Origin of the sequence: Actinomadura meridiana (genome assembly GCF_039537545.1) — a bacterium.
In the GTDB taxonomy this organism is placed as follows: Bacteria; Actinomycetota; Actinomycetes; order Streptosporangiales; family Streptosporangiaceae; genus Spirillospora; species Spirillospora meridiana.
Map to the genome: position 1 here is coordinate 112,172 of NZ_BAABAS010000015.1, position 14,038 is coordinate 126,209.

Annotated in this window: 12 protein-coding genes; 6 read left to right on the forward strand and 6 right to left on the reverse strand. The window is 70.5% G+C overall.

Going from position 1 to position 14,038, the window contains the following annotated elements:
• Positions 1-49 precede the first annotated feature (49 nt).
• From ABD808_RS21670 to ABD808_RS21680, 3 genes are read right to left on the reverse strand one after another with little or no spacing between them, the layout of a single operon-like run.
• Entirely contained in the window at positions 50-265 is a 216-nt protein-coding gene (locus ABD808_RS21670) for a DUF397 domain-containing protein (protein WP_344899492.1), read from the reverse strand.
• Between the two features lie 14 nt (positions 266-279).
• The gene (locus ABD808_RS21675; protein ID WP_344899494.1) at positions 280-486 is read right to left on the reverse strand and encodes a DUF397 domain-containing protein; all 207 of its coding nucleotides are present in this window, start codon (positions 484-486) and stop codon (positions 280-282) included.
• A gap of 13 nt (positions 487-499) precedes the next feature.
• Positions 500-1,357 (reverse strand): helix-turn-helix domain-containing protein, encoded by an 858-nt coding sequence (locus ABD808_RS21680; RefSeq protein ID WP_344899496.1) that lies wholly within the window; start codon positions 1,355-1,357, stop codon positions 500-502.
• A 456-nt stretch (positions 1,358-1,813) separates the two neighbouring features.
• Here ABD808_RS21680 and ABD808_RS21685 point away from each other — a divergent pair, with 456 nt between their 5' ends.
• Together ABD808_RS21685 and ABD808_RS21690 are read left to right on the forward strand one after the other, a co-directional pair.
• Positions 1,814-2,281, forward strand: a complete 468-nt coding sequence (locus ABD808_RS21685) for an ATP-binding protein (protein WP_344899498.1) — start codon at positions 1,814-1,816, stop codon at positions 2,279-2,281.
• A gap of 168 nt (positions 2,282-2,449) precedes the next feature.
• On the forward strand, positions 2,450-2,653 hold the full coding sequence (locus ABD808_RS21690; protein WP_344899500.1) for a BldC family transcriptional regulator: 204 nt from the start codon (positions 2,450-2,452) through the stop codon (positions 2,651-2,653).
• A 13-nt stretch (positions 2,654-2,666) separates the two neighbouring features.
• Here ABD808_RS21690 and ABD808_RS21695 read toward each other — a convergent pair whose 3' ends face one another.
• From ABD808_RS21695 to cofD, 3 genes are all read right to left on the reverse strand, one after another.
• Positions 2,667-5,219, reverse strand: coding sequence for a bifunctional FO biosynthesis protein CofGH (locus tag ABD808_RS21695; protein ID WP_344899502.1), 2,553 nt, complete (start codon positions 5,217-5,219; stop codon positions 2,667-2,669).
• Between the two features lie 104 nt (positions 5,220-5,323).
• Entirely contained in the window at positions 5,324-6,619 is a 1,296-nt protein-coding gene (locus ABD808_RS21700) for a coenzyme F420-0:L-glutamate ligase (RefSeq protein WP_344899504.1), read from the reverse strand.
• Positions 6,619-7,569, reverse strand: coding sequence for a 2-phospho-L-lactate transferase (gene cofD, locus ABD808_RS21705; protein ID WP_344899506.1), 951 nt, complete (start codon positions 7,567-7,569; stop codon positions 6,619-6,621). Before cofD ends, ABD808_RS21700 begins: the two co-directional genes overlap by 1 nt.
• 237 nt (positions 7,570-7,806) lie before the next feature.
• Between cofD and ABD808_RS21710 the strand changes: the two genes are divergently transcribed.
• The 4 genes from ABD808_RS21710 (at position 7,807) to ABD808_RS21725 (ending at position 14,037) form a co-directional block, all read left to right on the forward strand.
• Positions 7,807-8,748, forward strand: a complete 942-nt coding sequence (locus ABD808_RS21710; RefSeq protein WP_344899508.1) for a hypothetical protein — start codon at positions 7,807-7,809, stop codon at positions 8,746-8,748.
• A gap of 206 nt (positions 8,749-8,954) precedes the next feature.
• Positions 8,955-9,218, forward strand: coding sequence for a WhiB family transcriptional regulator (locus tag ABD808_RS21715; RefSeq protein WP_021594342.1), 264 nt, complete (start codon positions 8,955-8,957; stop codon positions 9,216-9,218).
• Between the two features lie 152 nt (positions 9,219-9,370).
• On the forward strand, positions 9,371-12,595 hold the full coding sequence (locus tag ABD808_RS21720; protein ID WP_344899510.1) for a glycosyltransferase: 3,225 nt from the start codon (positions 9,371-9,373) through the stop codon (positions 12,593-12,595).
• The gene (locus ABD808_RS21725; RefSeq protein WP_344899511.1) at positions 12,592-14,037 is read left to right on the forward strand and encodes a DUF5719 family protein; all 1,446 of its coding nucleotides are present in this window, start codon (positions 12,592-12,594) and stop codon (positions 14,035-14,037) included. Before ABD808_RS21720 ends, ABD808_RS21725 begins: the two co-directional genes overlap by 4 nt.
• Position 14,038 lies beyond the last annotated feature (1 nt).

Below are 14,038 nucleotides of genomic sequence, written 5' to 3' on the forward strand. Positions count from 1 at the left end.
GCTCCCGCCGTGAGGGTGGCGGGAGCCTCATCCGTTCTGGAGCGAGGGGTTAGGCGTGGGGGTTGAGTTCGCCGTTCTTGAGTTGGTCGGTGAACGTCTTCCAAGCGGCCGGGCTGAAGATGAGGGTCGGGCCTGTGGGGCCGGTGCTGTCGCGGATGGCGACGATGGTGGGGAGGTTGGTGGCGACTTCGACGCAGGTGTTGGCGTCGCCGGTGCTGTGGCTGCTCCTATTCCAGACAGCCTGGGGCAGGTTGACCTGGGTCATGTGAGCGGACTCCCCTAATGCTCGTTGTTCTTGAGCTTGTCCGTGAATGTCTTCCAGGCCGCTGGGGTGAAGACTAGGGCGGGGCCGGTGGGGTTGGTGCTGTCGCGGACGGCGACGATGGTGGGGATGTTGGTGGCGACCTCGACGCAGGTGCTGGCGTCGCCGGTGCTGTGGCTGCTCTTGCGCCAGGCGGCGCTGGACAGATCAAGCGCGCTGTGCATGTGGGCTGGCCCTTTACTGCTCGGCAGTGGCCTCGATGAGTGCCACTGACTCTTGTGGGTCGAGCGCCAACTCGCGAAGGCGCTCAAATGCGACGTTACAACGTCTCACCAGGCGCTGATCTTCGAGATAGACGACCCCGTGCAACCCCTCCGTGCAAGCGACATCTGGGTCTTCTTCCTCTGCGAATCGCAGGATGATGAAGCTGCCATCGAGGCCGGGGTTTTCGCCGACTGACGTGGGGAGCACCTGGATCGTGACGTTCGGCCGGTTGGCGTCGCTGATGAGCCGCTGGAGTTGTTCTCGCATGACCGTCGGTCCGCCGATCGCCTTGCGAATGGCTGATTCATCGAGGATGACGTGAAGACGCGGTGCGCTCTCGGCACGGGTAATGATCGTCTGCCTGGCCATGCGAGCTTGCAGCCGCCGTTCGATCTCCCGCTCGCTGGTCTGCTCCAGGTTCCCCGCCCGCATGATGGCGCGGGTGTAGTCCGGAGTCTGGAGCAGGCCCGGCACGATCTGGGGAGCCCACTCTCCGATAAGCGCGGCTTCGTCCTCCAGAGCCACGTAGGGGCTGCTGAAGACGTCGGCGTAGCCGGTCCACCAGCCGCGCTGGTCGGCCTTTTCTGCGAGGTCGATGACGGCTTCGCGTTCTGGGCTGACGACGCCGTAGATGTCGAGCATGAGGGCGACGTCCGTTGGTGTGGCCTTGTTGCGGCCTCGTTCGATGTGGCTGAGTTTCGCCTGCGACCAGCCGAGTCTGGCGGTGACCGCCTCCTGGCTGAGGTCGGCTTGGAGGCGGTAGTCGCTCAGCCAGCGTGCCAGGCGGCGGGCCCGGACGGATGGGATGTAGGTCGGTTGTTTCGGGGGCATTTGTCCAATCACCAAGATCAGTTACGCGGCCACAGGCCGGATCGACCATGATCTTTTTAATTATTGCTTGTGATCAGTAATCATCATGATGATACTAGCAGCGTGACGCTCAGTTCACCGATAGTGATCAGATGTCGACTTTCCCACACGGGTCGGACGGCCGCAGCCGCATCGTGCTTTTCGGTTCGACCGGCATGCCCTTGGTCGGCCGTTGCGTAGCCGGATGGGGAGGGGAGGTTCCGATCGGCTGCTACGGGGTCGCTTGGTGAGCGGTGAGCGTCTGTCCGCAAGCACCTTCGAGGAGAGGGGGCCGACGCCAGACTGAGTGCCCGTTCGTCCGCCTCTTGCCCAGGTGGACGGCCCTGACGTGGTCAGGGTGGGCGGCTGGCGCGGCCCCGGAATGGACGAACCATGCCCAGACTCCCGGGAACCGAATCGGAACCCGACAGCAGTGTAATGCTCATCGACGTGGCCTGGCCTGCCGAGAGCGCGTCAGTGGGCCGTGCCCGTCACTGTGTGCGCGGGTGGCTCGGCGACGTGCAAGGTCTCAACGTCGACGACGTGGAGCTGATGGTCTCGGAGCTCGTGACCAACGCGTGTCAGCATTCCGGTGCGGCCGACAGTTCCGGCGGGCAGGTGCGCTTGGTCGCGGTCTGCGGATCTAACAGGCTCTGGCTTGACGTCACCGATGAGGGGCGTGGAGCGACGGTGCCGGTGCCCCGCTGTCCGAGCGGTGACGACGACTGCGGGCGCGGCCTGATGATCATGGCGGGGCTCGCGGACGCCTGGGGACATGAGGTCGACCCGGACACCGGGGCCCGGACCGTCTGGGTGGAGGTGGCGAGACGAACTCGCCCCGTGCCGGACGGCGAAGCACACGGGGAGGAGGGCCGAGCGGCTGCGCGGTGCGACGTCGTTCGGTGAACGTCTTGGTCGTGCTGGCGTTCGCCTTGGGGGTGGCGACGGGGCTCGCGACCGTCGCCCTCCTGGCGGGAGGCCGGGGGCCCAGCGGACGCCATGCCGCCGGGTCGCTTCGCCGTGTCCAAAGGGACCGGCATGGACGTCATACCTACTGAATGGGAGAGAACCCCCTTGTCGAAACAACTCGTGGACGTCGTGGAACTGCTGACGCCCGGAGAGGTGGCGACCATGTTCCGCGTCGATCCGAAGACCGTGACCCGCTGGGCGCAGACCGGGAAACTGACCTCGGTCCGCACCCTGGGCGGGCACCGTCGTTATCGGAAGGAGGAGGTTGTGGCACTGCTGCGTGGGGCGGTGCCGGAGGATGGGCGGTGAGCCTGTGTCCTGGTCATGTCGCTGAGATTGGGAGTGCTCGGCGGCCGAAGGTTCCTATGCCGTCGGTGCGGCGGGACGCTTCCAGGCGTTCGGGTGGGACTTCGCCGTAGAGGGTGGTGCGTTGGCGGGCTGGGTGGCCTGCCCGCCGCGCGATTTCCTCCAGTTCGCTGATGGCTTTGAATGAGCCGTTTTCCGAGCCCGCCATTCGGCTGATGGTTTCTTCCATGAGGGTGCCGCCCAGGTCGTTCACGCCTCCCTGGAGGACGCGGGTGCATAGTTCGTCGCCCAGTTTCACCCACGATGTTTGGATGTTGGGGATCGCGCCGTGGAGGAGTATGCGTGCCAGGGCGTGGACGGCGATGTTCTCTCGGACGGTTGGGCCTGGGCGGGCGAGACCTGCCAGGTAGATGGGGGAGTTGTGGTGGACGAAAGGTAGGAGGACGAACTCGCTGAAGCCGCCGGTGCGTTCCTGGATGGAGCGGAGCAGCTTGATGTGGGCGACCCAGTGGGCGGGGGTGTCCACGTGGCCGTACATCATTGTTGATGTGGTGGGGATGCCGATCTCGTGGGCCGTGGTGACGACCTCGACCCACTGGTCGGTGGGTAGTTTGCCCTTGGTGAGTACCCAGCGGACGTCGTCGTCCAGGATCTCGGCAGCCGTTCCAGGGAGGGAGTCGACTCCGGCCTCTCGTGCGGCCTCCAGCCATTCCCGGATCGACATGTCCGTGCGCGATGCGCCGTTCACGACCTCCATCGGACTGTACGAGTGCAGGTGAATGTCGGGGGCCCGGCGCTTCACCTCGCGGGCCAGGTCGAAATAGGCCGTGCCAGGGAGGTCGGGGTGGATTCCGCCCTGCATGCAGACCTCGGTGGCGCCCGCTTCCCAAGCTTCGTCCACCCGGTCGCCGACCTGGGAGAGCGAAAGGGTGTAGGCGTCGGCGTCCGTGCGGCGTTGGGCGAATGCGCAGAATCGGCAGCCGGTGTAGCAGACGTTCGTGAAATTGATATTGCGCGTGACGACGTAGGTGACGTCGTCTCCGACCGTGTCTCGGCGCAGGTCGTCGGCCAGTTTGGCGAGGGCGTCGAGTTCCGGGCCGTCCGCGTGGAGGAGGGCCAGGGCTTCGTCGTCGGAGAGGCCCGCGGGGTTCTGCTCCGCGCGCGCCAGTGCTGTTTTCACGTCGGCGTCGAAACGTGAAGGGGCGGAGATGCGTTCGCGTGCCGCGTCCCAGTCGCCGTAGACCTCGTCGAAGTCGTCGCGACGGTCGGAGGTGCGGCCGGTCGTGTCGATCTCGGTGTGCAGGTCGGTGCGGCCCGAGGACTCGAAACCGCCGTCCGGCTCCTGCCAGGGACGGCCCGTGAGCACGGCGTCCTCGCGGGCCAGGCCGGTCGCGGGGTCGGCGAGGGCGGCGACATGGGCGGTGAGGCGCGGGTCGAGCCAGGGCTCGCCGCGCTTCACGTAGTCGGGGTAGATCGTCAGGCGTTCGCGCAGGTCGAAGCCCGACTCGGCCGTTCTGGCGGCCAGCTCGTCGATCTGCGGCCAGGGGCGTTCCGGGTTCACGTGGTCGGGTGTCAGCGGGGACACGCCGCCCCAGTCGTCGATCCCGGCGCGCAACATCAGCGCGAACTGGTCGGCGACCAGGTTCGGCGGTGCCTGGACGCGCGCCTTCGGGCCCAGGATGAGCCGCGTCACCGCGATCGTCGCGGCGAGTTCCTCCAACTCGGCGTCGGGGGTGTCGCGCATCTTGGTGTCCGGCTTGGCCCGGAAGTTCTGGACGATCACCTCCTGGATCGCGCCGTACTCCCGCATCGTTCGGCGGATCTCGAAAATGGCGTCCGCGCGTTCCTCGACCGTTTCACCGATGCCGATGAGAATGCCCGTCGTGAACGGCACGTTCGTCCGGCCCGCGTCCTCCAGGACTCGCAGGCGGACGGCCGGGTCCTTGTCCGGCGACCCGAAGTGCGGGCCGCCGCGCTCGCTGAACAGGCGCGTCGCCGTCGTCTCCAGCATCATGCCCATCGAGGGCGCGACCGGCTTCAACCGCTGGAAGTCACGCCAGGTCAGCACACCCGGGTTCAGATGCGGCAGCAGCCCGGTCTCCTCCAACACCCGGATCGCCATCGCGCGCACATAGGAGAGCGTGTCGTCGTAGCCGTGCGCGTCCAGCCATTCGCGGGCCTGTTTCCAACGGTCCTCGGGACGGTCGCCGAGCGTGAACAGGGCCTCCTTGCAGCCCATTTCCGCGCCCTGCCGCGCGATTTCCAGCACCTCGTCGGGGCTCAAATACGGCGCGTCCAGTTTGTGCGGGACGGTCGCGAACGTGCAATACCCACAGCGGTCCCGGCACAGGCGGGTCAACGGGATGAAGACCTTGCGGCTGTAGGTGATGACGCCCGGACGGCCCGCCGCGTCCAGCCCGGCGTCCCGGACGCGGGCCGCGTGGGCGAGCAGGGTGTCGAGCTGCGGACCGCGGGCCCCCAGCAGTGTCGTTGCCTCGGATCGGTCCAGTGTCTTGCCGTCACGCGCGCGGGCCAGCGCCCGGCGCAGCGCGGAGCTCATGCCGTCCATGCGGGCACTCTATGCCAATCGTCATAATCCGCGCCCCGCCGGACCCCCGGGAAGAACCCCGGGCACGCAGTGATCAGCCCCGACCACCCATGGTCTATTCCCGCTCAGCGCACCTCGATGAACGCCTCCGGGCTGCGGGGCGGGCGTTCGCGCGGCGGCGCGGCCGGGTGTCCGATGCCGACGGCGCCCATCGGGTCCCAGTCGTCCGACAGGTCGAGGGACTCGCGGACGACGTCGCGGCAGAACATCGTGCTCGACACCCAGCAGGAGCCGAGCCCCTCCACCGCCAAGGCGACCAGCAGGTTCTCCACCCCCGCCCCGGCGGCCACCACGAACATCTCGCGTTCGGCCCGTGCCCTGCGCTCGTCCGGATAGTCGTGCGAACCGTCCATGACCAGGCATGGCACGACCAGATACGGCGCGCGGCGCAGCACGTCCCCGCGCCGCAGCCGCTTGGTGATCGACTCCTCGGAGAAGCCGTCGCGGCGCAGGTCGGCCTCCCAGGCGTCGCGCATCGCGTCCAGCAGCCGCGTCCGCGACTCCGCCGACTCCAGCAGGACGAACCGCCACGGCGTCGTGTGGTGCGGCGCCGGGGCGGTGATCGCGGCGCCGACCGCCCGCCGCACCGCCGCCGGGTCGACCGGGTCTTCGGTGAACTCGCGAATCGTCCGGCGCGCCCCCAGCACCTCCGCCGACCCGTACCGGAACATGTCCTCGTCCGCGGGACGGACCAGCGCCCGCGCGCCCGGCCCGTCCTCCCGCGTGACCAGCCCGGACAGCCCGCGCACGACCGCGACCGGCACCCCGTCCAGCTTGCCCTTGACCAGCTCGGCCGCCGCGGCGATCTCGTCCGCGACGGCGGTGATCGTCGATTCGAGCCGGTTCCCCCGCGCGTCGTCGCGGCCGCGCAGATCGCTGAGCGGCTCCAGGCCCGCGACACCGATCGCCGCGTCCGTGAGCCCGTTCCGCCAGGGCCGCCCAAGCGTGTCGGACACGATCACGGCGACGTCCACCCCCGCGCGCTCACGCACACCCGCACGAATACGGCGGGCGGAGGCGTCGGAGTCCTCCGGCAACAACAACACGGTGCCCGGCTTCGTGTTGGACGCGTCCACCCCGGCCGCCGCCAGCACGAGCCCGTGCCGCGTCTCCACGATCCGGGTCTCGCCGCCCGCGTGGGTCCGCCGCGCCACCACCCGGACCGTCTCGGCGTCGATGGCCTTCTCCCGGTCGTCCGCGACCAGGACCCGCCCCTCCGCCTTACTGACGATCTTGGACGTCACGACGAGCACGTCGCCGTCCCGCACGGCCTCGGCCGGGATCAGCGCGGCGATGTCATCGCCCTCCACGACCTCCGGCAACCCCGAAACACCGAAAACCTCCACCCGCGTCACGGTCATCAGCTCTCCTCCGCGCTCCTCAACTCCAGGGCGAGATCAATGGCGGCCTGAGCGATGGCGGACGTGGTGTCCGCGTCGCTCATCAGCAGTGGCCGCGGCCGCACGTCGACGCCCGGAACCCGCACGTCCGCGTCGGCGTCGTCGACGAGCCAGCCGTCCAGCAGCCCCGGCCCGTACAGCTCGGCGACCGCGCGCGCCGACGTCTCCACGCCGATCGCCGTCAGGCAGGCGTCCGCCATGCCGCGCACGGGCGCCCCACCGATGATCGGCGAGACCCCCACGATGGTCTTCGCCGCGATGGCGTCCCGAATGCCGGGCACGGCCAGGATCGTCCCGATACTGACCACGGGATTGGACGGCGGGAACAACACGAAGTCAGCGTCCTCGACCGCCTTGATCACCCCCGGCGCGGGCGTGGACTCTTCCGCCCCCACCGCCGCGATCGACAGCGCCGGGACGGACGCCCGCAACCGCACCCACCACTCCTGGAAGTGGACCGCGCGCCGACCCTGCTCGTCCTCGATCACCACATGCGTCTCGACCTGGTCGTCGGTCATCGGGATCAGCCGCACCCCCGGCTTCCACCGATCGCACAGGGCCTCCGTCACCGCCGACAGCTTGTATCCGGCCTCCAACATCTGGGTCCGGACGATATGCGTGGCGAAGTCCCGATCGCCCAGCCCGAACCAGGTGGGCCCGACCCCGTACGCCCCAAGCTCCTCCTTGACGACGAACGTCTCGTCGACCCGCCCCCACCCCTGCTCCTCGTTGATCCCGCCACCGAGCGTGTACATGACGGTGTCCAGATCGGGACAGACCCGCAACCCGAACAGAGAGATGTCGTCCCCGGTATTACCGACCACGGTGATCTCGGCCTCCGGCGCCGCCGCCCGCAGCCCGCGCAGAAACCGAGCCCCCCCGATACCACCCGCCAACGCCACGATCTTCATACCGATCACCCTATTCAACCCCCGCCCCCTCCCCTCGACCCCAGCCCACACACCCACAACCCGCCGACGCAGGCGACCGCAGCGACGCAAGCAAACCGCGACAGGCCCCAAAAACCAAGACAACGGCGTGAGGATCGTCTGCGTCGCAACGGGGGTTCCAGGGGGTCGCCCCCCAGGGCCAACAAAGTATGCAAAGCTTTGCCTGTAATCGGATTGCCTCGGTCTGGAGTATTCACCGTGAACAAGGAAGCCGTTCAGCGCCTGCGCGAACCGGCCGCCTGGGTACTGATCGCCTCGGCGGGGCTGCAATTGCTGGCGGGCATCATCACGCTTCTCGGCGACGACGGCGAGTTCACGTTCCGCGCCTTGGCCGAGACCCGTGACGGACTGTTCCTCCACATCGGTACCGCCGGTCTTCTCGTCCTGGCCGTTCTTCTGGTGACGTGGGGGGAGACTCCCACGCCGCAGGCGCGGACGATCGCCATGGGGGCGCTCGGCGTCCTCGGCGGTGTCGCCCTGTTCGGGGTCATCTGCTGGCTCGGCGGGATGCTCGCCGACGGCGACGCCGTGAAGTCGCTCACGAAGCTCTCGGTGTTCCTGGTCGGGGCGGGCAAGCTCGCCGTGGTCGGGATCGGCGGGTACTACGTCTTCACCGTCTTCCAGACGCTGCAGCCGGCGCGTCCGCAGCAGGTGCAGCCGGGGTACGGCGGCGAGTACGGCTACCAGCAGGGCCAGCAGGCGTACGGTCAGCAGGCCTACGGACAGCAGCAGGCCCAGCAGGGTTACGGCCAGCAGCAGTACCAGCAGTACGGGCAGCAGCCGGGCGCGGAAGGTCAGCAGTACGGGCAGCAGCCGGGTGCCGAGGGGCAGCAGTACGGCCAGCAGCCGGGTGCCGAGGGGCAGCAGGCGCAGCAGGGTTACGGTCAGCAGGCCTATGGTCAGCAGCAGGCCCAGCAGGGTTACGGTCAGCAGCCGTACCAGCAGTACGGCCAGCAGGCGCAGCAGGGTCAGCAGCCCAGCGAGCAGGAGGAGATGGGCGAGTGGACCCGCGCGTACGGCGGCCAGGAGCAGGGCCCGCAGGGGACGCAGCCCGCGCCGCCGCAACCGGGTGCCGGGGAGCAGCGCTCCGAGGAGGGCGGCGACTGGTACCGGGACAACCGTCCGCCGCCACCGCAGTGATCACCCCGCGGTAGCCCCGCGTTCCGGTTAAAAGGTCATCGCGGTCATCCCGCTTTAAGCCTCCATGTCGCCCGGAAAGCTATCCGGCTTGACGGGACGGGTACTACACACGTGTAATTTCGTCGGTGTAGTTTCAACGCCTTCTCGGGGGAAGGAACCGGAGCGAAGGCGTTGACCAGGGGGTTCCACGGGCAGGGAGGTGCGCTGTGAGCGAGGTCGTCATCCCGCTGGCGCACGGCACAGACGGTGAAGAGTTGGGCTGGCAGGAGCGCGCCCTGTGCGCGCAGACGGACCCGGAGGCCTTCTTTCCGGAGAAGGGCGGCTCCACTCGCGAGGCCAAGAAGGTGTGCCGGGCATGCGAGGTGCGTACGGAGTGCTTGGAGTACGCGCTACAGCACGATGAACGTTTCGGTATCTGGGGAGGGCTCTCGGAGAGGGAACGGCGAAAGCTGAAGCGTCAGGCCGTCTGACGCGCCGGGCGGCAGCACCGCATTTCGGATCTGCCGGATCTGAGGCGTGTGCACGCGCCCGCGCGTACAGTTATCAGCCGTGTCGGCCCCTGGGCCGGCACGGCTGACGCCGTTTCAGCCATGAACCCGTCGTCCCACAGATCGAGCGATCCTTGTCCCCCACTCTCGATCGCCATGTCGTCACGGCCGTCCTCGTCGCGCATGATGGCGCGCGGTGGCTGCCCGAGACGTTGAAGGCGCTGCTGACCCAGGCGCGTCCCGTGCAACGTCTCGTGGTCGTGGACACCGGAAGTCAGGACCGTGGTCCCGCCGTGCTCGCGGAGGTCGTCGGCGCGGACAAGGTCCTCACGCTGCCGCGTACCACCGGGTACGGGGAGGCGGTCGCGGAGGCGTTGCGGCAGGACGCCGCGTCCGAGTCCGTCCCCGACGAGGAGCCCGGCACCGCCCGCACGGAATGGCTGTGGTTGCTGCACGACGATTCGGCGCCCGACCACGACGCCCTCACCCACTTGCTGCGGACGGCCGACACGGACCCGAGCGTCGCGGTGCTCGGCCCGAAGGTCCGCGACTGGGCCGACCGGCACGTCCTGCGGGAGGTCGGCGTCACGGTCGACGCCGCCGGGCGCCGCGAGACGGGCCTGGACCGCCGCGAGTTCGACCAGGGCCAGCATGACGGGATCCGGGACGTGCTGGCCGTCGGCAGCGCCGGGATGCTCGTCCGCCGCGACGTGTGGGACCGGCTCGGCGGCTTCGACGTCGACTACGGCATCTTCCGCGACGACCTGGACTTCTGCTGGCGGGTCCATGCCGCGGACCACCGGGTGGTGACCGCGACGGACGCCGTCGTGTACCACGCGGAGGCGTCCGGGCGCGGGCTCCGCGAGATCGGGATGACGGCGGAGCATCCGGCCCGCCGCGACCGTCGCAACGCCCTCCGCACATTGCTCGCCAACCAGCCGTTCGGGGCGATGTTGCGATCGTTGGTCCGCAATGTGTGGGCGTCGCTCGTCCACGCCCTGTGGCTCACGGTCACGAAACGTCCGGCGGCGGCGCGTGCGGAGGCGCGGGCGCTCGGCGACGTCCTGCGCGACCCGGGCGGGTTGCGGCGGGCGCGGGCGGCCCGTGCGGACGGACGCAAGCGCGTGCACCGCAGCATCCGCCGCTTCCAGCCGCGGTGGGTCGTGGCACGCCGGACGGTCGAGGCGGTCTCGGAGTACCTCGCCGCCCACGAACGGGACCGCGAGGACCGCGACGACGACACCACCGTCCCCGACGAGCCGGGAGTGCTCCGGAGGCTGCTCTCCCACCCGGGCGTCATGGTCGTGCTGGCGCTGGTCGCCGTCGCGGTCGCGGCGGAACGGTCGCTGCTAACAGCCGCCGGTGACCTCGGGGGCGACGCGCTCGTCCCCGCGTGGGGCGGGGCGAGCGACCTGTGGGCGCAGTACCTGTCCGGCTGGCATCCGGTGGGGCTCGGCAGCGACGCGGGGAGCCCGCCGTCGGTGGGGGTCCTCGCCGTCCTGTCCACGGTGACGTTGGGCAAGCCGTGGCTGGTGGTCTCGGTTCTGTTGCTCGGCAGCGTGCCGCTCGCCGGGCTCACCGCCTACCGCGCGTCGCGGCTGCTGGTGTCGGACGTCGCGCTCGCCGGGCGCCGGGCCCGCGCGAAGGGGCGTCGCCTGCCCGCCACGGCGGTGCGCGCGTGGTTCGCCGCCGCGTACGCGCTGCTGCCCGCCGCCACCGGCGCCATCTCGGGCGGACGCCTCGGGACCGCCATCGTCCACGTGCTGCTTCCGCTGATCGCCGTGCAACTCGCCCGCGTGTACGGGCTGCCGCGTTCGGAGGCCGCCGCGTTCGACGTCCGGACGCGGCGCAAGCGGGCGGGCCGGGCGTCGTGGGCGGCGGCGCTGCTGCTCGCCGTCGCGATGGCGTTCGTCCCGCTCACCTGGCTGGTCGTCGTGATCGCGGCGGGGACGGTGTGGGCGCTGTTCGACCGTCCCGGACGGCGGGAGCGGCGGGGCGTCGCGATCGCGCTCGGGGTGCCGCCGTTGCTGATGTTTCCGTGGACGGTCGGGTTGTTGCTGCATCCGTCCCGGTTCTTGCTTGAGCCTGGTTTGCACCGGCCGTTCGAGCCCGCCGCCGCGGCCGACCTGCTCGCGCTCGATCCGGGTGGGCCGGGCGCGCCCGCGCGGTGGGCGCTGGCCGGATTGCTCGCCGTGGCCGTGTTCGCGCTGCCGCTGCGCCGTCGCCGCAATCTGGCGCTGGCGGGCTGGCTGCTCGGCGTCTACGGGCTGCTCGTCGCCGTCGTGACCAGCGCCGTCACCGTCACCAAGGGCGTGGACGAGGCGCCCGTCTGGCCCGGCGTCGCGCTGATCTGCGCGGGGGCCGGGGCGCTCGTCGCGGCCACCGCCGCCGTGCAGGGCGCCGCCGAGGCCGCCGCGGGCAGGCACCTCGTCTACCGGGCGGGCGGGACGCTCCTCGCGCTGGCCGCGCTCACCGCGCCCGTCCTGGCCGCCGGGTTCTGGATGGTGGACGGCGCGGACGGCCCCCTGGGCAAGGTCGACCCGGACACGGTGCCCGCCTACGTCCACGGGCGGGGCGGGCAGCGAACACTCGTCCTGCACAAGGAGCCGACCGGACGGGTCTCCTACACCGTCCTGCGGGACGCGCGCCCGCGGATCGGCGAGTCCGAGGTCGCCGTTGGCGGCCGTTCCCGCGACCGGTTGGACGACCTCGTCGCCGGGCTGGCGGTGAACCGCGAGGGCGACGACGGGCCCGCGCTGACCCGGATGGGCGTCCAGTACATCCTGGTTCCGCACCCCACCAAGGACCCCATCACGGACGTCCTGGACGCGGCGCCCGAACTGACCCGCCTCAGCAGGACGAAGACGTTCGCCGTGTGGGGGCTCCAGTCGACGTCCGGCCGGATGATGCTATTGCAAGGCGCGACCGTCACGCCGTTGTCATCGGGACGGATCGACGCCCGCGTGCGGATCCCCGCCGGGACCGGCACCCGAACCCTGCTGCTCGCGGAACCGTCCGACGGCGGCTGGAACGCCACCCTCGACGGCCGCGACCTCAAGGAACGGACCGTCGACGGCTGGGCGCAGGGCTACGACATCCCCGCCGCCGGGGGAGAGTTCGAGCTGACCCGCTCGATGACGACGCGGCACCTCTGGGTGGCCGTCCAAGGCATTGGTGTGCTGCTCGTCGCCGTCCTGGCGCTGCCGGGCGCGCGGGCGGAGACCTTCCGGCCCGCCACCGGCAAGGCCAAGGGCGAGCCGCGTCGTGGACGGCGTGGGCGCCGCCGGGGAAGCCATGTCCGCGTCCAGCACGAGGAACCGCCGCCCGCGATGGAACCCAGCCCGGAGGAGGTCTCGTGAAGGCGGACGGGGTCCTGCGCCTCCTCGGCATGCGCTACGCCACCGCGGCCCTCATGCTCGTCGGGATCGTCGCGCTCTACGGCGCCGCGACGTTCTCGCGTCCGGAAGAGGCCACCGCGAAGGGCAGGCAGGCGCCGGTCACGTCCGCGGTGGCGGTCTGCCCCGGTCACCAGGACGCGCGGCTCGCCGTGCAGTCCGCCGCCCGTGGGAAGGGCGGCCGCGCGAGCGTGACGCCCACGAAGGGCGGCGCCGCGCTGGCGACCCTGACGTCGCCGGGGCAGAACTGGACCAAGGACGCCGAGTCCGGCGACGACTCCGCCACCGTGCGCGCCGCCGGTGCTATGGCCGCCGGACTGGAGGCCGAACAGACCGTCTACCAGGACGACGGTGACGACCGCGGCCTCGCCGGGGCCAGCTGCGCCGTGCCGGGCACCGACCTGTGGTTCGTCGGCCCGGGTCCCGTCGCGGCCGACGAACTCGAGCTGTCTCTCAGCAACGTCGACTCCCAGCCCGCGTCCGTCGACCTGACCGCCCTGTCCGGTGAAGGGCCGCTCGACACCGTGGACGGCCGCGGCACTCGCGTCGACCCCTACACCACCAAGGTCGTGAAGATCGGCGAGTCGGCCGAGGGTCTCGGGGACGTCGTCAAGTCCGCCACCGTCATGGCCCTGCACGTCCACAGCCGCAGCGGACGGGTCGCCGCGTCGCTGCGGGTTCGCGCGGGGGAGGAGAAGGGCGTCGAGTGGCTGCCCCGGTCGCCCGCGCCCGCGTCGTCCGTCCTCGTGCCGGGCGTGCCCAGTGGCTCCGGTGAACGTCGGCTGCTGGTCGCGGTGCCAGGGGAGGCGGACGCCCGCGTCGGCGTCCAGGTGATCACGAAGGACGGTTCGTACGCGCCGCAGGGCCAGGGGGTCATCGACGCGCCCGCGCAGACCGTCACGTCCGTCGCGCTCGACGCGCTGACGGGCCGGGCCGCCGCCGTCCGGCTCGTCGCGGACCGCCCCATCGTCGCGGGCCTCGCCGCCGAACGCGGCGCCGACATCGCCTACGGGACGTCCACGCCGCCGCTCACCGCGACGGCGCCCGGCATCGCCGCCGACAACCGGTTCGACTCGTCACTGATCCTCACCGCACCGGCCGGGGCCGCGACCGTGCAGGTCACGACCGTGAACGCGGCGGGGAAGAGCGCCTCCCACGAGGTGAGGATCCCGGCGGGCCGCACCATCGAGACCGATCTGACCGACCCCGACGGCAAGGACGGCGACGACACCGCCTACGGCGCCGTGATCACACCGAAGCCCGGCTCGGGGCCCGTCCACGCTTCCCGCGTCCTGGCGAAGGGCAAGGGCGACGACTACCTGTTCACGGTCCTGCCGATCGTGCCCGCCGCGACGACCGTCCACCTGCCCACCACGGCGGACTCCCAGACCGCGCTGATCCCCTGAC